We start from the raw sequence: 19,538 nt of genomic DNA, 5'->3' as shown, positions 1-19,538 counted from the left end.
AAAACCCAAGACCCACGACGAAGCAACCACAAGGAGAACACCGTGACTGCACCGACCGAATCCGGCATCGACATCTGGGATGACGACATCGTCGTCGACCCCTACCCCACGTATGCCCAGCTGCGCGAGCAGAGCGGCGTCGTTCACCTGCCCGAGAACGGAATCTACGTGCTGACGCGGTACGACATCATCCGCGACGTGCTCGGGGACCCGACGACGTTCTCGTCCACCACCCTGGGATTCAACCCGATGGTCAACGAGGCGCTGCAGGGCACCTCGCTGGCCTCCGACCCGCCAACGCACACCCAGCTGCGCGCGACGCTGTCGGAGAACCTCACCCCGCGCGCACTGCGCGGCCTGAAGGCCACCATCGAGGAGAAGGCGGACAGGCTCGTCGCCGAACTCGTCGCCGGCGGAGGCTTCGAGGCCGTCGACTACCTGGCCCGTGTCTTCCCGATCGAGATCGTCGCTGACCTCATCGGCTTCAATGGGCACGTCAAGGACAACATGATGCGCTGGGGACAGGCAGCGATGCAGGTGCTCGGCCCGATGAACCACCGCACCCAGGAGAGCTTCCCGATCGCCGGCGAGCTCTACGGTTGGTGCTCCTCGGTCACCGCAGACGACCTGACTCCCGGCTCGATCGGCCGCGGGATCTTCGACGCCGAGACGCGCGGGGACATCCCGAAGGGCTCTGCCGGCCACATCATCCACCAGTACCTCGGGGCCGGCGTCGACACCACGGTCGCCTCGATCGGGAACATCGTTGCCCTGTTCGGACGCCATCCTGAACAGTTGCGGCTCGTCCGCGAAAACCCCGAGCTCGTCCCGGCGGCCTTCGCCGAGGTGCTGCGCTTCTGGACGCCGCTGCACATCTGGGGCCGCACGACGACCCGCGACGTGGAGATCGATGGGGCTTTGGTCCCCGCGGGCGCCCAGCTGGGCATCCTGCTCGGCGCCGGCAACCGCGACCCGCGCCACTACACGAACCCGGACGTCTTCGACGTGACGCGAAACCCGGTGGACCACCTGTCCTTCGGCTACGGTCCGCACGGGTGCGCCGGCCAAGGCCTGGCGAAGCTCGAGGGCCACGCCATCATCGGCGCACTGGCCCGACACGTGAGGTCGATCACGGTCGACGACGGGGTCCGGGCACCCAGCAACATGACCCGCAGCCTCGAAACCCTCCAGGTCCTCGAGGTGGTGGGGGTATGAACATCGAACTGGACCGCCCGCGCTGCGAGGGACACGGCCTGTGCGAGGAGGCCGCGCCTGCCCTGATGCACTTGGACGATGACGGCGAACTCGTGATCGACGTCCCGGAGGTGGACGGAGCCGACCTCGACGCCGCCAAGGCGGCGGTGCGGGTCTGCCCGGTCGCCGCACTGCGCCTGGCGGGGGACTCATGATGCGCCGGATCGTCGTCGTGGGTAACGGCATCGCCGGCCTCACGGCCTGTGACTCCCTGCGCTCGGCCGGCTTCGAGGGGGAACTGACGGTGGTCGGCGCCGAGCGCCACCACCCCTACAGCCGACCGGCCCTGTCCAAGGCCCTGCTGCACGGGGATGAGGCGCTGTCGGCCCACGAACTGCCGGCGCCCAACCACGGGGCGACCGAGCTGCTCGGCGTGGGGGCGACGGGCCTGGATCCCGATGCCCGCCTCGTGCGGCTCGAGGGAGGCGGCGAGCTTCCATACGACGGCCTGGTCATCGCCTCCGGGGCGCGAGCCAAACGCCTCGCCCCGGCCGGACCCGACGGCGCCGCGCGCGAGGTCACCCTACGCACGATCGAGGACGCCATCGTCCTGAAGCGGCTGGCCGCCGCGCGCCCCTCGGTGCTGGTGGTCGGCGGCGGACCGCTCGGCATGGAAGTCGCCTCGGGCTGCCTGCACCTGGGCTGTGAGGTGACCCTGGTCTCCGACGCCCAGCCGCTCGCCCCCCAGCTCGGAGACCACCTCTCCGGGGTGTTCGCCGCGGCCGCCGCCCGGCACGGCCTGCGGATCGTCAGTGGCGGCAAGGCCCGGTTGATCGATTCCGCCGCCGGCACGCGGGTCATCCTCGCCGACGGCACCGAGCTGGAGGCCGGACTGGTGGTCACCGCCATCGGCGACGCGCCGAACACGGAGTGGCTGTCCGGCTCTGGGGTCCTGGTCGATGGGTCGGTTCGGGTCGACTCCCGCGGCCGGCTCCGGCCGGAGATCGTCGCCGCAGGGGACGTGGCCTTCTTCCCCAACCGGCGCGGGGTCGCCCGCGTACCCTTGTGGACCAGCGCCATCGACCAGGCCAGGATCGCGGCCCTGGGCCTGCTGCACGGCGATGATGCCCCCGAACTCGACGTCCAGCCGTACTTCTGGACCGAGGGTTTCGGCCTCTCGCTCAAGGCGGTGGGCTTCACGCCCGTGACCGGGGCACCCGACTACCTCGAATCCGGCGCGAACGAGGAGTCGATGTTGATGCGCTGGGACCACGCGGATGGAGCCGGGACCGCCGTGGCGATCAACTACCGGATCCCCGTTCCGAAGCTGCGGCGGCTGGCCCACACCGGCCCGGTCGCCCTGCGCCCGCCGGCACCCGCCAGCCTCTGATGCGGATCCCGTCTGCCCGGCAGGAGGTGCCTCGTGGCGTACGCTGAGCGCAGTTCTCCCAGCGTAGACGGGACCCGCATCGTCGTTAGGATTGCCTGATGCCGTCACTGCGAGAAGCCCGGAAACAGCGGATCCGCAACCTCATCGTCGAAAAGGCGCTCGAGCTCTTCACCGAGAAGGGGTACGCGGCGACGACTATCGACGAGATCGCCGTCGCGGCGGGCACCACCAGGGTGACCTTCTACGCGTACTACCCCGCGCGCCGCGACCTGATGAGGGAGTTCCTGGCGCGTGTCAACGCCGTGCTGGAACGCGCCGATGGGCCTGACCGGGTTTCGACCTCCGTCGACCTGGTCGAGGTCGTCCGTGCCGGCAGACTGCCGGAGATCCTGGCATGGCTCGAGTCCCGTGCTGCGCTCTGGCCAGCCTTCCGGCCCTACCTCGACGTGCTCTATGAAGCAGCCGCAGCCGATGACGAGGTGCGCGCCCTGCTCGAGCAATGGCGTGAAGAGGTTATCGCCGACTTGGTCCGCGGCATGGAACTGGCCGGGCGATTCGACGAGAGAACCCACCATCTCCGCGGAACCCTCGCCTACGAGCAACTCGACTACATCAGCACCCTCTGGACTCGTCGCAAGGATGAGCCCCATCGCGACCAAGCGCTTGAGGTGCTCGCCAACAGCTGGCACCACCTGCTCTGCCACGAGGGGTGACGGTCAGTTTCGAAGACAGGGCGTACACATCCGGCTGCATGATCGACTCAACCGTGTCGGTAGGGTTCCGAACCGCGTCAGCGAGGCGGGGAGAGCGCGCTGAGCTGTGTGCAATGCGCTGCCGCCCCACTTTCGCCGCAGTCAGCCAAGACGAGGTGGACACCGGCACCGAATTAACCCTCGGCCTAGCGCAGCACCTCGACCAGCGCGATCCATGAGATCAGCAGCGCGACGATGATCGTCATGAGCGTGCCCACCGCGCTGACCCCGACGCCTGAGGGCTGGCCGGCCAGGCACAGCGCCCCGGCCGCGAAGTACGCCAGGATCGGCACGAACCCGATGGCCGAACGCAGTGACCGTCCCCGGGTCGGGCCCTGTCGGTCCCGGGCCAGGGTGGATGCCGCGTGGAACTGGAACCCGACGGCCGGGATCGCAGCGGCGATGGTCATCGCCCCGAACCATGGCAACGGCAGGCCGGGCACGAGCCCCAGGCCCGAGACGACGATGGCCACCACCAGGGTGGCGATCGAGGCCGCCAGACGGGACGTGACAGAGCCGGTCGCAACGACTTTGTCGATGTTGACGCTTGCGGCAACGATCACCAGACCCGCCAGGGCGGCCGTTGCCCCGACCATGGCGACGTGGAAATCCGACCAGCCCGCCAGCATGTCCATGACCACATGGTAGATCCCGTTCCAGGCACACCCGGGGCCGCACCGGTCAGCGAGGGATGGCGGGGTGGGGGAGTGGTGGCCGGCCTCTGCTAGGGCGTGTCTCCTCATGCTCTCAACCAGTGGTGGCGAGCCTGAGAGGGCAGCGGCGGTGGCTGAGGAGAGGAGGTCCGGGTAGTCGGGGAGCGTGAAGGTCTCGGCGGACGAGGCGGCGCGTGTCAGCCGGCTGGCGAGGGTACGGCCGAGGGGTGTCCCGGCGGCGCGCATGACGGTCCGCAGGGCGGCGACGCCGGCCCGGGAGGTGGGGTTGGCGATCCGGGGCGCCCCGGGCGGCAGTTTCTGCTTCTCCTCGACCCAGGGCCGCAGGGTCCGCTCGTAGGCGGCCAGGCCCTCGGCCAGGTCCGCGTGGGAGGCGATCTCCCCGGCGAGCACGTAGGCCCCGACGACGGCCAGGGTGGTGCCCATACCGGTCACCGGGGAGGGGCAGTACGCGGCATCCCCCAGCAGCACGACCCGTCTGCGTGACCACTGCGGTGCGTGCACCTGGCCGATGACCTCGACGTACAGGTCGTCCACGTCCTCAAGGGCGTCCAGCACGCGGTCCACCTCCCAGCCGGTGCCCCCGAAGGTCCGGCGCAGCAGGGCGCGCTGTTCGGCGGTTGTCCGACGCGCCGTCGGTTCCCGCCGCTCGGTCCGGGGCAGGGTACGGGTGATGATCGTGCGCATGGTGCCGTAGCGGTCCGGGCGCAGGGACACCGTGCCACCGGGGGCGTTGAACCACCGCCACCAGTCGGTGTCCGCGGGCTGCCAGGGTATCGTCGCCCACGTGGCCTCCACGCCCAGGGAGGCACGACCGGTTCCTCGCCGAAGGCCAGGGTGCGGGTGGTGGAGCCGATCCCGTCGGCGGCCACGACCAGGTCGAACCGCTGCTCCGGGGTGTGCTCGAACCCGGCCACAAGGCCTCCGCCGTCCTGGTGCAGGGAGGTGATCCGGTCCCCGAAGCGGTACTTGGTGCGCGGCGCGGTGGCGGCCACGAGCGGTTCGGCGAGGTCCCCGCGCAGGATCTCGATCTCGGAGGTCAGGCTCAGACTGCTGGCGTCCCCGACCGGGAATCGGGCCAGGGCCGGGCCGTCCGGGCCGACGAATGCGAATCCGTCCTCGCCGGTGTAGGCGGCGCGGACCTGGCCCTCGAGTCCCATGCGGGCGATGACCTGCAGCCCGGCTCCCTTGAGGTCGACGTTCTGCCCACCCGTGCGCAGCCATTGATGCCCACCACCGGTGGGGCAGGCCGACCGTTCCGGGATCACCGGTCGGTGGTCCAGGGCATCATCTACCGGTACCGGACCTGGATCGCTTGGCGGGATCTGCCACCGTGCTTCGGCCCGGGGCAGACGGTGTGGAATCGCCACCGCCGGTTCAGCGGCGACTGGACCTGGAATGCAATCCTCACCGTCGTCCCTCGCGGTGGGGGAGAGGCAATGCGGTAAGCAGCGGGCGTGGGGTTGTTCTGGTCTTTCACGCTTGTTTTGTCCCTGCTGGCGAGCTCGCTCGCCTGCCCCGAACGGAACCGGCAGCGGCCCGCAAGCCAATGAGGCTTTGCTCCCGCCGGTTCCGCATTGCGCACGAGGAGTTGCCCCACCCACGCGACTCGAGGTTGGGGGATCTAGTCGTACGTGGCCTCAGGAGGAGCGAGTGTCGACAGCGGAGACAGTGCGTCACGAGGCCTGGACCACCCGTGCGCACTCAGCGGTCCCGTGGTCTTCTCGTGGGGGAGCGGTGGGTCTAGCATGCCTTCGAACTGCAACGGGATAACGCGGTCGAGTCCGAGCCCGGGCGACGACAGCGGGGCCATGATGTCTAAGAAGCCACGAACAACGGATCCCTGACAGCCAGTATCTGAGGTCAGCTCCCCTCACTGCCGGTTGCATCGAGTGGGGACTCGTCGAGTACGAAAGAGGCGCGGTATGTCAGAGATTGTCCGCTACGAAGTCGGCTCCGGTTTCGTGCTGGTGGAGGCCCATGACGGAAGCTACGGAGTCGATCACCCGCTGCGAAATCAGCAGGGAATCCTCGACGCCGGCCGTCGCCTCGAAGAGGCCCTCGCGTCCATCCGCCCAGCCGCCGCCGCCGCATTCGAGGCGTTCGATGACCATGTGGCGGAACGCATTGAAATCCAATTCGGCATCAAGCTCGCCGGGGAAGCCGGAGCGGTCATCGCGAAGAACCACGCAGAAAGCCACTTCGTCGTCCGTATGTACCGGACCGGAGGTGGCCGGGGCAATCTCCCGGAGGCATAGGGCCATTCGCCGTTGCCGATGGGGGCCCGCCGCCCCGCACTTCGGGAAAGGAACCTACCCATGACTGCGGTCGACACGATCGGCAACGGGCACATGACCGCGGGGGCTTAGCTGTTTACCCACCACGTGCTGACCGACATCGGCCACTTCATACCGGAGCGCCCCATGAACCCCCTGCAACAAGTCCTCCTCATCGCGGGAACCATCCTGGTCCTGCTTCTGCTGTGGTTGTCCCTGAAGGTGATCAAAGAGTACGAACGCGGGGTGGTCTTCCGTCTGGGCCGACTGCTGCCGGTGCGCGAGCCCGGCCTGCACGTCATCATCCCCTTTATCGACGTGCTGCACCGGGTGCCGTTGCGGATCGTCACCCTGCCTATCCAGTCTCAAGGCATCATCACCAGGGACAACGTCAGCGTCGATGTCTCTGCAGTGGCCTATTTCCGGGTGATCGATGCCGCCAAGGCGGTGGTGGCGATCGAGAACGTTCACTCCGCGATCGACCAGATCGCCCAGACCACCCTGCGCAAGGTCGTGGGCCAGCACAGCCTCGATGACACGCTCTCGGAAACGGATCGCATCAACGAGGACATCAGATCCATCCTCGACGTGACCACCGTGGACTGGGGCGTGGAGGTCACCCTCGTGGAGCTGAAGGTCATCGAATTGCCCGACAGCATGAAGAGAGCCATGGCCCGTCAGGCCGAAGCCGAGCGGGAAAAGCGTGCCAAGATCATCAACGCTGAAGGCGAGGCGACTGCAGCCACAGCCCTGGCAGCGGCCTCGGATGTGATGATGGCCCACCCAGTGGCACTGCAGCTGCGGAACCTCCAGACCCTGCTCGAGCTCGGGGTGGACAAGAACACCACGGTCGTCTTCCCCGCACCGTTGATGAGCACCATCGAGGAACTTGGGTCCTTCCTCGCGCGAGAGGAACGCGCGGGCGGCCGGTACCGGCAGGAGTAACACCCGGTGGCCATCTGTGGCGGGCAACGACGGGAGACGGAGTGGTGCCAGCCCAGAACCTGGGGCGAATGGCCCGCAGAGCACCCGGGGCCATACGTACACCTATCAGCGTCCGGACCGGCACCTGCGCGCCTCCGACCGAAACCGTGACCGGGCCGAAGTCACGGCGCCCTTGCACGTTGACCTATTCACTGTCAATACTCATTCTCCACGTGTACCGGCTGACCACGGGTTTCACGCGCCCGGGACCCAGGCCGTGCCCCTGGTAGACGTCATCCCAGCTGACGGCATCAGTACATATGGGGTAGACGCGAGACTTGCTCCGATCGGACCGGTCTTGCCTAAGGTCGGGTACGGGAGCACCGCCGGGGCGGGATACCCACCTGTTCCTCCCGCTCCGATCCAACGGGGTGTGCGGATAGACGAATCGCACACCACTAACGAGTTCAGCAGCGAGCTCTTGATGCCACTCCCAGGAGGGGTCTATGGAGCACGACGTGCGAATCCACCTACGGGCCGGGGTACTGCCGGGACCGATGCGGCCCGATGCCGCCGGGTGCCTGACCCAGGACCACTACGCGCGGTTGCTTGACATCCTCGACCGGGCGGTGGGCCTGTGTCCCCACTGGTCAGCATCCAGGCCCCGTCCCGGCCCTGTCACCTGCCGCGACCCCCTCATGGCGAGGGCTCGTGACGCTATCCGGCCGGACGGCCCATCCCGAGTGTTCCCTCTCGACCGCCTGTCCGAGGGGCCCGACTGCCGTGTCTGAAACGGAAGAGATGAGATGACCAGTTCCATGTACGCCACCGCTCAAGGTGGGATGGCTGCCGGAGCCGACGGCCCGGATCCGGTGCTCCGGGTGTTGAAGGTCGGCCCCATGGTGCACGGGGGCCATTGCGTGGCTCGGCACCAGGGCCGGGTGATCTTCGTCCGTCATGCGATACCCGGGGAGACCGTCGTGGCCCGGTTGATCGGGTCCGGCCCCACGACCGGGTACTACTGGGCTGACACCGTCCAGGTGCTGGGGGCCTCGGAGTTCCGACGGGTCCATCCGTGGAAGTTGGCGGACCCGCTGCGGGCCTATCAGGCCGGCCGGCCCCCGGTGGACGGCGCCGAATTCGGCCACATCGTCCTGGACCATCAGCGCCGGCTCAAGGCCCAGGTCTTCCGGGACACCCTCGGCCGGGCCGGCCAGCTGCATGGAGATGATGTGGAGGTCCGTGTCATGGGCATCGTCGCCGATGAGCCAGCGGGGATGCACTGGCGCAGCCGCACCACGCTGGCCGTCTCACCCACCGGCAGGATCCCCCTGTCGGTGCCCGCCTACGACGAGCTCCGCCTCTGGGACCTGGACTTCACCGGTGCCGTACGCGTCGACGTCACTGCTGCCACTCAGGGATCCCGGGTGCTGGTGAGTATCACTCCGGGTCCACAAGCATCCCGTAACCCTCGAGTACTGCAGGATCAGCACGAGGGCTGGAAGCGCCGGCTGGCCCACTTGCCGGGCCACGTCTCGGCCCGGATCACCGTCCCGTCGCAAGGGTCGGCCCCGGGGCCAGGGGTGATCCACCTGCGCGGGGATGCTGTGATCCGGGAGCATGTGGTCACCGAGCACCACGGAACCCGGACGTTCCGCGCCTGGGGGAGCGGATCCTGGCCCGCCCACCGCGATGCCCCGAGGACCCTGGTCGAATCCGTGCTGGCAGCGACACAAGCCCAGCCGGGAGAGGTCGTGGCCGAGCTGTATGCCGGTGCGGGCTTGTTCTCCGCCTTCCTGGCCGACGCCGTCGGCCCGCAGGGGGCGGTGCTCTCAGTAGAACCGGACGCCCAGGTCAGCCAGGACGCCAAAGCCAACCTGGGTGAGATGCCCCAGGCGGTGGCCCTCACCGGTGACACCGAGCAGATACTGGCCGGATGGCTGCGAACCCGGCAGGCCGGAATGACCGAGGGAGGCCTGGCCGGCCGGAGGATCAACACCGTGGTGCTGAACTCCGCGAACGGTGGCCCCGGTCGAACCGTTCTCCGTCAGGTCCACCAGATACACCCGGACCGGCTTGTCCACATCTCCGGGAACCCGGTTTCCCTGGCCCGAGACATGCACCACCTGAACCAGCACGGCTGGCGCCTGAAGCACGTGGACGTCTATGACCTGGCGCCGAACACCCACCACGTGATATCGGTCAGCCTGTTCACCCCCCGCTAGGGCATACCCCGGCTTCAATCCACCAGCACGGCGCCAGGGTGCATGCTCTGGTCGGAACGCCAGTGCTCACGGTTCGCGGTTCAGAACCCTGAGCACACCCGGCCTCACCCCGGCGGCCTGTCCGACGCACGGGAGCGGGGTAGCACGAGCAGGTTCACCGCGTCCTGGGGAGACGGACGAGCCGCTGAGTTGACATAATGTAGATTATCGGCGTTCTACAGAGGCTCTGGTCGGGGCCCGTCTGACGGCATGGTGCCGACGGGCCCCCGGGGTCATCCGACGCGTCCACCAGTGGACCGGTGGTGCATTGCCACGCCTGGGACGGTCGTTCCTGGAGCGCGCCGCCGAGGACGTCGTCACGCCGCCGGCGTGGAATCACTGCGCCGCACACCGGCCGGCCCGTGACGTCGCGAGGCGCCTCGGGTCACACGGGCCGACCGTCGCGGTCAGCAGGCGTCGTGTCGGTTCGGTCAGCCCAGCTCGGTTCGGTCAGCCCAGCTCGGTTCGGTCAGCCCAGTCGCGTGACGTCGGTGCCTGTTCGCTCCACGGTGCGCCAGCCCGGGCCACCCGTCCGGCGCCGAGAGCTACTTGCGCCCTGGCCGCCGGTGATCGGTGGTACCCGGAGGGCCTGTCCTCCGTCAGTGCATGTGGGACGGGGCACTTTTCCGTCGAGCGCCTCCCGCTCCCAAGTCGACCGGCACCGTTCTCGAACTTGACATAATGCAACGGTCGGCAACCCTTGACCCCCCGCTGAACGCCTGTTTAATATCCTGAACATGCGTTCAGAGTCTCGCAGTCCCGAGGACCTCACCACCAAGACCCGGATCCGTGACGCCGCCATCCGGCGCTTCGCCGCGGACGGCCTGGGCGCCTCCCTGCGCGCCGTCGCGGCCGACGCGGGAGTCAGCCCGGGCCTGATCATGCACCATTTCGGTTCCCGGGCCGGACTGCGGGCGGCGTGCGACGAGTACGTGCTGGCCGAGACGCGCACCAGCAAGGCCGAGGTGCTGGCACCCGTCGGCGCCCCCGCCGCCATGCTGTCCCAGCTGGCCCAGGTTGACGGGTACGCTCCCCTGATCGGGTACGTCCTGCGCTGCCTGCAGGCCGGGGATGACCTGACCCGGCGGCTGGTCGACAGCATGGTGGCCGACGCGGTCACCTACTTCGAGAACGGCGTGAAGGCGGGCACCATCACCCCCAGCCGGGACGAACCGGCGCGGGCCAGGCTCCTGACGGAGTTCGCGCTCGGATCGCTCCTCATGAACCTCCCCGCCGGCGGGGAACGCCTCGACCTCGAGGCGCTGCCGGCCTGGCTGGAGGCCTACGCCGACAGGATCATCCTGCCCACCCTGGAAATCCTCACCGAGCCCCTCCTGGCGGACTCGAGCCTCCTCGACGCGTACCTGGCCTCCACCGCGAGGCCGCACCTCAGGCCCTGACGTACTCCGCCAGGTGGTGTCCCGTGAGCGTCTCCCCCGCCGTGCCCACCCGGGCCACCAGGTCGGCCGGCGTCCCCTCGAAGACGACCCGGCCGCCGTCGTGCCCGGCACCGGGCCCCAGGTCGATGATCCAGTCCGCGTGGGCCATCACCGCCTGATGGTGCTCGATGACGATCACCGTCTTCCCCGCGTCCACGAGCCGGTCCAGCAGCCCCAGCAGGTTCTCGACGTCGGCCAGGTGCAGGCCGGTGGTCGGCTCGTCCAGGACGTAGACCTCGCCGGCCGCGGCCATCTCGTTGGCCAGCTTCAGCCGTTGCCGCTCGCCCCCGGAGAGCGTGGAGAGCGGCTGGCCCAGTGTCAGGTAACCCAGCCCGACGTCGGTCAGGCGGGCCAGGATCTTGTGGGCGGCGGGAAGCCGGGCCTCGCCCGCGGCGAAGAACTCCCCCGCCTCGGCCACGGACATCGCCAGTACCTGGGCGATGTCCCGGCCGCCGAGGGTGAACTCCAGCACCGTCGCCTGGTAGCGCCGGCCCTCGCAGTCCTGGCACGTCGAGGCCACCGTGGACATGAACCCCAGCTCCGTGTAGATCACCCCGACGCCCTTGCAGCTCGGGCACGCGCCCTCGGAGTTGGCGCTGAACAGGGCTGGCTTGACCCCGTTGGCCTTGGCGAAGGCCTTGCGGATCGGCTCCAGCAGTCCCGTGTAGGTGGCGGGGTTGGACCGGCGCGAGCCCTTGATGGCCGACTGGTCGACGACCACCACGCCCTCACGGCCGGCGATCGAGCCGTGCACCAGGGAACTCTTGCCGGAGCCGGCCACCCCCGTGACCGCCACCAGCACGCCCAGGGGGATGTCCACGTCCACGCCCCGCAGGTTGTTGGTGACCGCGCCACGGACCTCCAGGGCGCCGGTGCCGCTGCGCACGTCCTGCTTCAGCGCGGAGCGGTCGTCCAGGTGGTGCCCCGTGAGGGTGCCGGAGGCCCGCAGGCCGGCCAGGTCGCCCTGGTAGGTGATCTCCCCGCCCCCGGTGCCGGCGCGGGGACCGAGGTCCACCACGTGGTCGGCGATCGCGATGGTCTCCGGCTTGTGCTCGACCACCAGGACGGTGTTGCCCTTGTCCCGCAGCTCCAGCAACAGCCGGTTCATCTTCTGGATGTCGTGGGGGTGCAGTCCGATGGTGGGCTCGTCGAAGACGTAGGTGACGTCCGTCAGGGACGAGCCCAGGTGGCGGATCATCTTGGTGCGCTGGGCCTCGCCGCCGGAGAGGGTTCCCGCGGGACGGTCCAGGCTCAGGTACCCCAGGCCGATCTCCACGAAGGCGTCGAGCGTCTCGGCCAGGGACCGCAGCAGCGGCGCGACGGAGGGGTCGTGCAGGTCCTTCACCCAGTCCGCGAGGTCGGAGACCTGCAGGGCGCAGAGATCGGCGATGTTCTTGCCGTTGATCCTCGAGGACCTCGCCTCCGGGGCCAGCCGGGTGCCCTCGCAGTCCGGGCAGGTGGCGAAGGTGACGGCCCGGTCCACGAACCGCCCGATGTGCGGTTGCATGGCCTCGCGGTCCTTGCTGAGCATGGACCGCTGGATGGACGGGATCAGGCCGAGGTAGGTCAGGTTGATGCCCTCCACCGTGATCTTGGTGGCCTCCCGGTACAGCAGGTCGTGGCGCTGTTTCTTGGTGAACCTGCCCACCGGCTTGTCCATCGGGAAGTACCCGGCCCCGGCATAGATGCGTCCGTACCAGCCGTCCATGCTGTAACCCGGGACCAGGATGGCCCCCTCCTGCAGCGACCTGGCCTCGTCCACGATCGCCGTGAGGTCGAAGTCGGTGACCGTTCCCCGTCCCTCACAGTGCGGGCACATCCCGCCGAGGCGGTTGAAGGAGGCCTTCTCCGCGATCGTCCTGCCGCCGCGCTCCACCGTGATCGCCCCGGAGGCCGAGACCGAGGGGACGTTGAAGGAGAAGGCGTTGGGCGGACCGATGTGCGGTTCCCCCAGGCGGCTGAACAGGATGCGCAGCTGGGCGTTGACGTCCGTGGCCGTGCCCAGCGTGGACCGGGGGTCGGCGCCCATCCGCTCCTGGTCCACGATGATGACCGTGGTCAGCCCCTCGAGCACGTCCACGTCCGGACGGTCCATGGAGGGCATGAAGCCCTGCACGAAGGACGAGTAGGTCTCGTTGATCAGCCGCTGGGACTCGGCGGCGATCGTGCCGAAGACCAGGGAGCTCTTGCCGGAACCGGACACCCCGGTGAACACGGTCAGCCGCCGCTTGGGCAGCTCCAGGCTGAGGTCCCTGAGGTTGTTCTGCCGGGCACCGACCACGCGGATGGCGTCATGACGGTCGGCCGGGTGCACGTCTGCCGTCGGCGGCGGGAAGTTGGAGTGGACGCTGGTCTTCATGACCTCAGGGTATGACCAGCCCGCTCGTGGTCGTGTCATGATCCGGCGGGTTCACGGGAACGCTGGCCTCCGCCATGCGCTCATGGCACTCTGTGGGGCATGGAGACCGATACCGCCAGCAGCTTCGCCCAGACCACCGAGCCCGAGCCCGCGTCCCAGGAGGGCCCACCGCCGCGCCCCCACGTGGAGGCCTACCGTGCCGCGTCCAACGCCCTGGCCCGCGTCTGCAGGAACATCACCGACTGGGAGGCACCGGGCCTGGGCGAGTGGACCGTCCGGGACCTGGCCGGCCACGTGGACCGCGCCCTGGTCAACGTCACCGCCTACCTCGAGGCCGGCACGGAGCCCGGCGCCCCGTTCGTGGACGGACCGGTGGCCTACTACCGGGCGTTCTGGGGCCGTCACGACGACGAGGGGGTCGCCGAGCGCGGCCGGCTGGCCGGACAGGCACTCGGCGACGAACCGTCCATCACCATCGAACGCGACCGCGTGCTGGCGCAGGCCGTGGTGGACCGCACGCCCGACGACGCGCGGCTGCGCACCCCGGTCGGCACCATGACGCTGGCCGGCTACCTGCCCACGCGCACCTTCGAGCTCGCCGTGCACACCGCAGACCTGGCCCGGGCCACGGGTCAGGAGGTCCCGGAGTCCCTCGACCTCGCCTGGCCGGAGGTGATCCGGCTGGCCTCGGAGCTGGCGGTCCAGAACGGCCAGGCCGTGGACCTGGTCATGGCCATCACCGGACGCGGGACCCTGCCGGAGGGTTTCACCGTCCTGTAGGAGGCCCTCAGTCCCCGGTGTGCAGGGAGAAGATCACGCCGTGGCCGCCCGGCCACGTGGCGGTCAGCCGCCGGCGGCTGGCCAGGTGCTCGGACCCGGCGTCCTCGGGATTGGCCACCACGCGGTGCACCTGCACCCGCCCGGGCTGCTCGGGCAGAGTTCCCAGGACGGTGACGGACACCTCCGAGGGCTCATGGCCGATGTACTGCCCGTCCTCCGCGTAGAGGTGGACCTCGGCCTGCTGCTGCTCGCCCTCCAGGGCCCGCAGGAAGCAGGCCGTGGCCACGGGGTCCGCCATGGCGTCGTAGACCCACCGCTGGCCCAGGACCGAGTGGTCCACGGTTCCCACCAGGTAGGGTTCGGCCCCCTCCAGGGGTGCCGCGCGGTAGCTCAGGGGCACGTGCAGCACGGTGTCGCTGCCGGCGCGCCGGACCAGGTGCGCCTCGATCCCGACCTCGCCCTCGGGGTCGTCGAAGCGGTAGGCGCCGACCTTCTCGAGATCGCCCTCACCGGACCAGGGCTGCTGGGCGAGCCAGGACTCCAGGAGTTCCCTCTTCGAGGGCACCAGGGTTGCTTGATACACGGTTGCCATGCTCGTCAGTCTACGGGTCGGCCTGCCGGGGCTACAGGCGGGCGGCCAGCCGCGTGGCCTGCTCGATGGCCCGCTTGGCGTCCAGTTCGGCGGCCACGTCGGCTCCGCCGACCAGTACGACGTCGGCCCCCGCGGCGACCAGCGGGTCGTACAGGTCCCGTTGGGAGTCCTGTCCGGCGCACACCACGATGTCGTCGACCTCCAGCACGCGGCGGGCGCCGTCGACGTCCAGGTGCAGGCCGTCGTCGTCGATCCTCACGTATCCGGCCCCCGTGATGCCCTCCACGCCCCGGGCCCGCAGGGCCGAGCGGTGGACCCAGCCGGTGGTCTTGCCCAGGCCCGCTCCCAGCCTGGTCGTCTTGCGCTGGATGAGGTGGACCCGACGGGCCGGTGCCCCGGGGTCGGCGGCGGTGAGTCCGCCACGGTCGGTGAAGTCCGGGTCCACGCCCCACTGGGAGTGCCAGGAGCGCGGGGACTGCGGCGCGGCGGGGTCCGGTTCGGTCAGCAGCCCGGCGACGTCGTGGCCGATGCCGCCGGCCCCGATGATCGCCACGCGGGGGCCGCAGCGCACCCGCCCGGAGACCACGTCCGGGTATGCGTGCACGTTGGGCCGGTCTATGCCGGGCAGCTCGATCGTCCGGGGCACCACCCCGGTCGCCAGCAGGATGCGGTCGTATCCGCCGTCGAGCAGTCCGGGCACGGTGGCCCGCCGGCCCAGGTGGAGGCACACTCCCGTCTCGTCGATGCGCTGCCGGAAGTACCGCAGGGTCTCGGCGAACTCCTCCTTGCCGGGGATCTGCCGGGCCAGGCGGAACTGCCCGCCGATCGACCCACCGGCCTCGAACAGGTCCACGTCCAGTCCGCGCGCCGCGGCCTGGGTGGCGGCCGCGAGTCCTGCCGGTCCGGCCCCGACGACGGCGATGCGCCGGGGGGCGGTGTCCTTCCGGCGTGACCGGGGGGCGACCGGCAGCAGCGACCGGTCCGGCAACGGGGGGAACGCCGGGTCGGTCTCCCGGCCGGCGCGGGGGTTGACCAGGCAGGACGCCGGCCGGTTCTGGAACGTGTGGTCGAGACAGGCCTGGTTGCACGCGATGCAGGTGTTGATGCGTCCGGGGGTGCCGGCGGCGGCCTTGGCCACCCAGTCCGGGTCGGCCAGGAAGGGCCGGGCCATGGTCACCAGGTCTGCCTGTCCCGAGGCCAGGACCTGCTCGGCGGTGAGGGGCATGTTGATCCGGTTCGAGGCGGCCACGGGGATGGTCACCGCCTCGCGGACTCGCCGGGTGAAGGCGGTGAAGGCTGCCCGGGGCACCGAGGTGACGATGGTCGGCACCCGGGCCTCGTGCCAGCCGATGCCGGTGTTCAGCAGGTCCGCGCCGGCCTCCTCCAGCTCCCGGGCGAGCTCGAGCGTCTCCGTGAGACTCTGCCCGTCCGGGACGAGGTCCGCCATCGACATCCGGAACACGATCAGGAAGTCCGGGCCCTCGGCCGCCCGGATGCGGCGGACGATCTCCGTGGCGAACCGGCGGCGCTTGCTCGGGGTGCCGCCCCAGGCGTCGGTGCGCCGGTTGGTCCGCGGGGACAGGAACTGGTTGATGAGGTAGCCCTCCGAGCCCATGACCTCCACCCCGTCGTAGCCGGCCCGCCGGGCCAGTCCGGCCGCACGCACGAAGTCCGCCACGGTGCGCCCGACCGCCCGCCGGGACATCCGGCGGGCGGTGAAGGGGGTGATCGGTGACGTCGAGCGTTCCGGTGCCGCGGACCAGGGGTGGTAGGAGTACCGGCCGGCATGCAGCAGCTGCAGCGCGATCCGGCCGCCGGCGGCGTGGACGGCGTGGGTGACCGTGCGATGGGCGACCACGTCGGCCGCCGAACGCATCGTCCCGGCCATCGGGGTGAGGCGGCCGGTCCGGTTCGGGGCGAAGCCACCGGTGATGATGAGCCCCACTCCCCCGCGGGCCCGCTCCGCGTAGAACGCGGCGAGCTTCGGTGCGTCGCGGCGACGGTCCTCCAGGCCCAGGTGCATCGAGCCCATGATCACCCGGTTCTCCAGCCGGACCGGTCCGACCGTCACGGGGCTGAACAGGGTCGGATACGGAGGGCTCGCGGGGTGCCCGGTGGCGGGTGTGGCGGTCATGGACCGATACTACTCGCCGGTAACTTACCTGTCAGCCGCTCGCGCCGGCCCCGCGGGAGACGGGCAGGTGCCGGTCCCACCAGCGCAGGACGTGCTCGAAGCGGGCCCGTCGGTGCCACGGGGTGCCCGAACGGGACAGTTCATGGTCCTCCCCCGGGAACACCAGCAGCTCGGACTCCACCCCGGACGCCCATAACGCGTGGTAGTAACGCTGGGCGTGCTCGATCGGGCAGCGCAGGTCCTGCTCCGAGTGGATCACCAGGGTGGGCGTGCGCACCCGGTCCACCACCTGCAGGGGGCTCTGGGTGCGGACGTGGTCGTGGTCGTCGCCGAAGTACTGGGACGTGAAGAACCAGCCGATGTCGCTGGAGCCCAGGGCGGAGACCGGGTCCAGGAATCCGCGCTCGACGATCGCCGCCGTGAAGCGGTGGTCGTGGGCCGTGATCCAGGCGGTCATGTACCCGCCGTAGGAACCGCCCATCACACCCATCCGGTCCGCGTCCAGCACCCCCGTGCCACCCGGGCCGAACTCGTCCAGGGCCGCCTCCAGGAACCCCAGGATGTCCTGGCGGTCCACCGTGCCCAGCCGCTCGCGGATGGTCGACCCGTGCTCGGACCCGTAGCCGTTCGAACCGCGCGGATTGCACATCACCACGGCATAACCGGCCTCGACCAGCACCTGGGTCTCGTCGAACCAGGACCACGTGTACTGCGCGTAGGGACCGCCGTGGATGTTGAGCACGACCGGGTGCGGCCCCGGCCCGGACGGGACGAACACCCACCCGTGCACCATGCCCGGTTCGACGCCCTCCTGGACCCGGTACTCGCGCTCAAGGCCCGCGGTCGAGAAGGCGTCCCGGCGCCAGGGGTCGTTCGGGTCGAACAGCTCCGTCAGGCCCGTCCCCCGGTGCTGGATGCCCACAGACCCGGGGGAGAGCTCCGTGGTGTAGGACACCGCCAGGTTGCCGCCGGCCTCGGACGCGCCGGTGACCTCTCCGCGCAGGTCCACGATCGTCTCCGGGTGGCCGTGATGGGACATCCACACCAGCACGCGCCGACCGCGCTGCTCGGCCAGCGCCAGCACGTTGTCCTGCCCCGAGGGTTGCAGGGGGCCACCGGAGCAGTTCATCCCGTCGGCGTCGGTCAGCAGCCGCGGCCGGAGCGTGGCCGCCGGACGGTCCCAGCCGGCCGTGGCGTGGCGGAGGGCCGTGGGGGCCGGCACGGCGTAGACGCCCGTGTTCGCCGCCACGAACTCCAGGCCGGACTCCCCCACGTCCTCCCCGTGCAGGTAGAGCCATTCCCCGTTGCGGGAGACGCACGGCCCGGAGAAGGACGTCCGTACCTCGCGTCCGCCCGCCACGAGCCGGACGGAGCCGTCGTGGGGACCCGCCGGCTCCACGGCGCGGGTGTCGACCACGGCGACGGCGGTCCGCAGGTCCAGCCCGGCGCCCGCCCCGGGCGTGGTGGTGAAGAACACGTGCCGGCCGTCGGCGGCGTAGACCGGATCGGTGGCCTCGCGCTCCCCACCGGTGAGCTGACGGGCCGGTGGCACGGCCGGGCCCGGCGCGGCGGCGGCCTTCGCCCGTCCCCGCGGGGCGAACACGGGTTCCCCGTCCGGGTCGGGGAGCTCGATCTCGAACAACTGGGCCCGCTGGTCGGTGGTGTAGCCCCGTCCGTTCTCGCGGTGGTCCGGCCCGGTGAACAGTCGCGGGTCCTCCTGCGCCGGGCCGACGTCGGGCAGCGTGCCGTAGCGACCGGCCTCGGGCACCGCGGCGCTGAACACGATCCGGGAGGAGTCCGGGGACCAGTTGAACTGGGTGACCCCCAGGGGCCGGTCGGTGAGGAACCGCGCCTCGCCGCCGTCCAGGGGCAGCAGCACCAGCTGCGGCGCGGAGTCGGCCGGGGTGTCCCGGTCGATCCCGGCGCCGTGGCCGGTTCCCGGGGCTGGCGTGCGCAGGAAGGCAACGCTCCTCCCGTCCGGGGCCACGCGCGGGCCGGCATCCCGGTAGCCACGCGTCAGGCGCCGCGGCGGGGCCGCACCGTCCGTCGAGATGAGCCACAGCTGACCGGTGTAACCGTCCGTCCCGAAGTCCGCGCGGGAGGTGGCGACCACGAGGTGCCGGCCGTCCGGGGTGAGCGAGGGCGTCCCGGTGGAGGTGATGAGGTCGAGCTGCTCTGGTCGCATGTGCATAACCTACGTTGTCGGATGCCGTGGTGAGCAGGCAGGATGGGGGGAAGGGCGCACATCGCGCGGGCGGGAGGCCACGATGGTCGAATGGGTCGGTGACAACCTCTGGGCGTTCTGGCTGACCGTGGCCGTCGTGTTCGCCGTGGTGGAGGTCTTCATCCTGGACCTCGTGTTCCTCATGCTCGCCGCCGGTGCGGCGGCCGCGCTCGCCACGGCACTGGCCGGTGGTGAGGCCTGGCTGCAGATCGTCATGTTCTCCGGGACGTCCCTGCTGATGCTGGCGGCCGTGCGGCCGACGGCCCTGCGGCACCTGAAGAAGGGGCCGGCGGACCAGCTGACCAACGTGGACACCCTGCCCGGCCGGACGGCCGTGGTCCTGGAGGACACCACGGGTGACTCCGGGCTGGCGAAGGTGGACGGCGAGACGTGGACGGCGCGCTCGGCCACCGGGGTCCTCATCCCGGCCGGTTCCGAGGTGGAGATCGACAGGGTCCAGGGGGCCACGCTCATCATCCACCCCCGTCCGAGCATCGACTGGGAGTCCGGCCAGGCCGACCAGACCGACGGACCCTGAC

Annotated in this window: 16 protein-coding genes; 11 read left to right on the top strand and 5 right to left on the bottom strand. The window is 70.2% G+C overall.

Annotation, left to right across the window (positions count from 1 at the left end; translation table 11 throughout):
* Window positions 1–42: 42 nt before the first annotated feature.
* The 4 genes from GGQ69_RS16835 (at window position 43) to GGQ69_RS06370 (ending at window position 3,297) form a co-directional block, all read left to right on the top strand.
* Window positions 43–1,215 (top strand): cytochrome P450, encoded by a 1,173-nt coding sequence (locus tag GGQ69_RS16835; RefSeq protein WP_370577120.1) that lies wholly within the window; start codon window positions 43–45, stop codon window positions 1,213–1,215.
* Window positions 1,212–1,409 carry a ferredoxin gene (locus GGQ69_RS06380; protein ID WP_183526037.1) on the top strand — a complete coding sequence of 66 codons (198 nt, stop codon included), beginning with the start codon at window positions 1,212–1,214 and terminating at the stop codon, window positions 1,407–1,409. The genes GGQ69_RS16835 and GGQ69_RS06380 overlap by 4 nt, the downstream gene beginning before the upstream one ends.
* On the top strand, window positions 1,406–2,584 hold the full coding sequence (locus GGQ69_RS06375) for an NAD(P)/FAD-dependent oxidoreductase (RefSeq protein ID WP_255459434.1): 1,179 nt from the start codon (window positions 1,406–1,408) through the stop codon (window positions 2,582–2,584). Before GGQ69_RS06380 ends, GGQ69_RS06375 begins: the two co-directional genes overlap by 4 nt.
* Before the next feature lie 98 nt (window positions 2,585–2,682).
* Window positions 2,683–3,297, top strand: a complete 615-nt coding sequence (locus GGQ69_RS06370) for a TetR/AcrR family transcriptional regulator (protein ID WP_183526034.1) — start codon at window positions 2,683–2,685, stop codon at window positions 3,295–3,297.
* A gap of 185 nt (window positions 3,298–3,482) precedes the next feature.
* Here the strand turns inward: GGQ69_RS06370 and GGQ69_RS06365 are convergent, their stop codons facing one another.
* On the bottom strand, window positions 3,483–4,811 hold the full coding sequence (locus GGQ69_RS06365) for an FAD-dependent monooxygenase (RefSeq protein WP_324590217.1): 1,329 nt from the start codon (window positions 4,809–4,811) through the stop codon (window positions 3,483–3,485).
* Window positions 4,812–4,906: 95 nt separating this feature from the next.
* Between GGQ69_RS06365 and GGQ69_RS16830 the strand changes: the two genes are divergently transcribed.
* The 5 genes from GGQ69_RS16830 (at window position 4,907) to GGQ69_RS06340 (ending at window position 10,871) form a co-directional block, all read left to right on the top strand.
* Entirely contained in the window at window positions 4,907–5,455 is a 549-nt protein-coding gene (locus GGQ69_RS16830; protein ID WP_183526028.1) for a transposase, read from the top strand.
* A gap of 477 nt (window positions 5,456–5,932) precedes the next feature.
* Window positions 5,933–6,265, top strand: coding sequence for a CU044_2847 family protein (locus tag GGQ69_RS06355; protein WP_183526025.1), 333 nt, complete (start codon window positions 5,933–5,935; stop codon window positions 6,263–6,265).
* 126 nt (window positions 6,266–6,391) lie between these two features.
* On the top strand, window positions 6,392–7,228 hold the full coding sequence (locus GGQ69_RS06350; RefSeq protein ID WP_324590374.1) for a slipin family protein: 837 nt from the start codon (window positions 6,392–6,394) through the stop codon (window positions 7,226–7,228).
* 821 nt (window positions 7,229–8,049) lie between these two features.
* Window positions 8,050–9,432, top strand: coding sequence for a class I SAM-dependent RNA methyltransferase (locus tag GGQ69_RS06345; protein WP_183526022.1), 1,383 nt, complete (start codon window positions 8,050–8,052; stop codon window positions 9,430–9,432).
* Window positions 9,433–10,208: 776 nt separating this feature from the next.
* Complete coding sequence (locus GGQ69_RS06340) at window positions 10,209–10,871, top strand: TetR/AcrR family transcriptional regulator (RefSeq protein WP_183526020.1); 663 nt, start codon at window positions 10,209–10,211, stop codon at window positions 10,869–10,871.
* Here GGQ69_RS06340 and GGQ69_RS06335 read toward each other — a convergent pair.
* Window positions 10,861–13,269, bottom strand: coding sequence for an excinuclease ABC subunit UvrA (locus GGQ69_RS06335; protein ID WP_183526017.1), 2,409 nt, complete (start codon window positions 13,267–13,269; stop codon window positions 10,861–10,863). The genes GGQ69_RS06340 and GGQ69_RS06335 overlap by 11 nt on opposite strands.
* A gap of 99 nt (window positions 13,270–13,368) precedes the next feature.
* On the opposite strand from GGQ69_RS06335, the gene GGQ69_RS06330 reads away from it, so the two are divergent.
* Complete coding sequence (locus GGQ69_RS06330) at window positions 13,369–14,049, top strand: maleylpyruvate isomerase N-terminal domain-containing protein (RefSeq protein WP_010142715.1); 681 nt, start codon at window positions 13,369–13,371, stop codon at window positions 14,047–14,049.
* Between the two features lie 7 nt (window positions 14,050–14,056).
* Here GGQ69_RS06330 and GGQ69_RS06325 read toward each other — a convergent pair whose 3' ends face one another.
* Genes GGQ69_RS06325 through GGQ69_RS06315 form a run of 3 tightly spaced genes read right to left on the bottom strand, consistent with a single transcriptional unit; the run spans window position 14,057 to window position 18,960 of the window.
* Entirely contained in the window at window positions 14,057–14,641 is a 585-nt protein-coding gene (locus GGQ69_RS06325) for a hypothetical protein (RefSeq protein WP_183526013.1), read from the bottom strand.
* Window positions 14,642–14,672: 31 nt separating this feature from the next.
* Window positions 14,673–16,775 (bottom strand): NADPH-dependent 2,4-dienoyl-CoA reductase, encoded by a 2,103-nt coding sequence (locus GGQ69_RS06320; protein ID WP_183526010.1) that lies wholly within the window; start codon window positions 16,773–16,775, stop codon window positions 14,673–14,675.
* A gap of 31 nt (window positions 16,776–16,806) precedes the next feature.
* Window positions 16,807–18,960, bottom strand: coding sequence for a S9 family peptidase (locus GGQ69_RS06315; protein ID WP_183526007.1), 2,154 nt, complete (start codon window positions 18,958–18,960; stop codon window positions 16,807–16,809).
* Between the two features lie 82 nt (window positions 18,961–19,042).
* Between GGQ69_RS06315 and GGQ69_RS06310 the strand changes: the two genes are divergently transcribed.
* Window positions 19,043–19,537, top strand: coding sequence for an NfeD family protein (locus GGQ69_RS06310; protein ID WP_183526004.1), 495 nt, complete (start codon window positions 19,043–19,045; stop codon window positions 19,535–19,537).
* The last annotated feature ends 1 nt before the right edge of the window (window position 19,538 follow it).

Origin of the sequence: Micrococcus sp. TA1, assembly GCF_014199555.1 — a bacterium.
In the GTDB taxonomy this organism is placed as follows: domain Bacteria; phylum Actinomycetota; class Actinomycetes; order Actinomycetales; family Micrococcaceae; genus Citricoccus.
The sequence above is the reverse complement of the archived record's forward strand: the minus strand, read 5'-3'. Positions and strand labels throughout refer to the sequence as shown.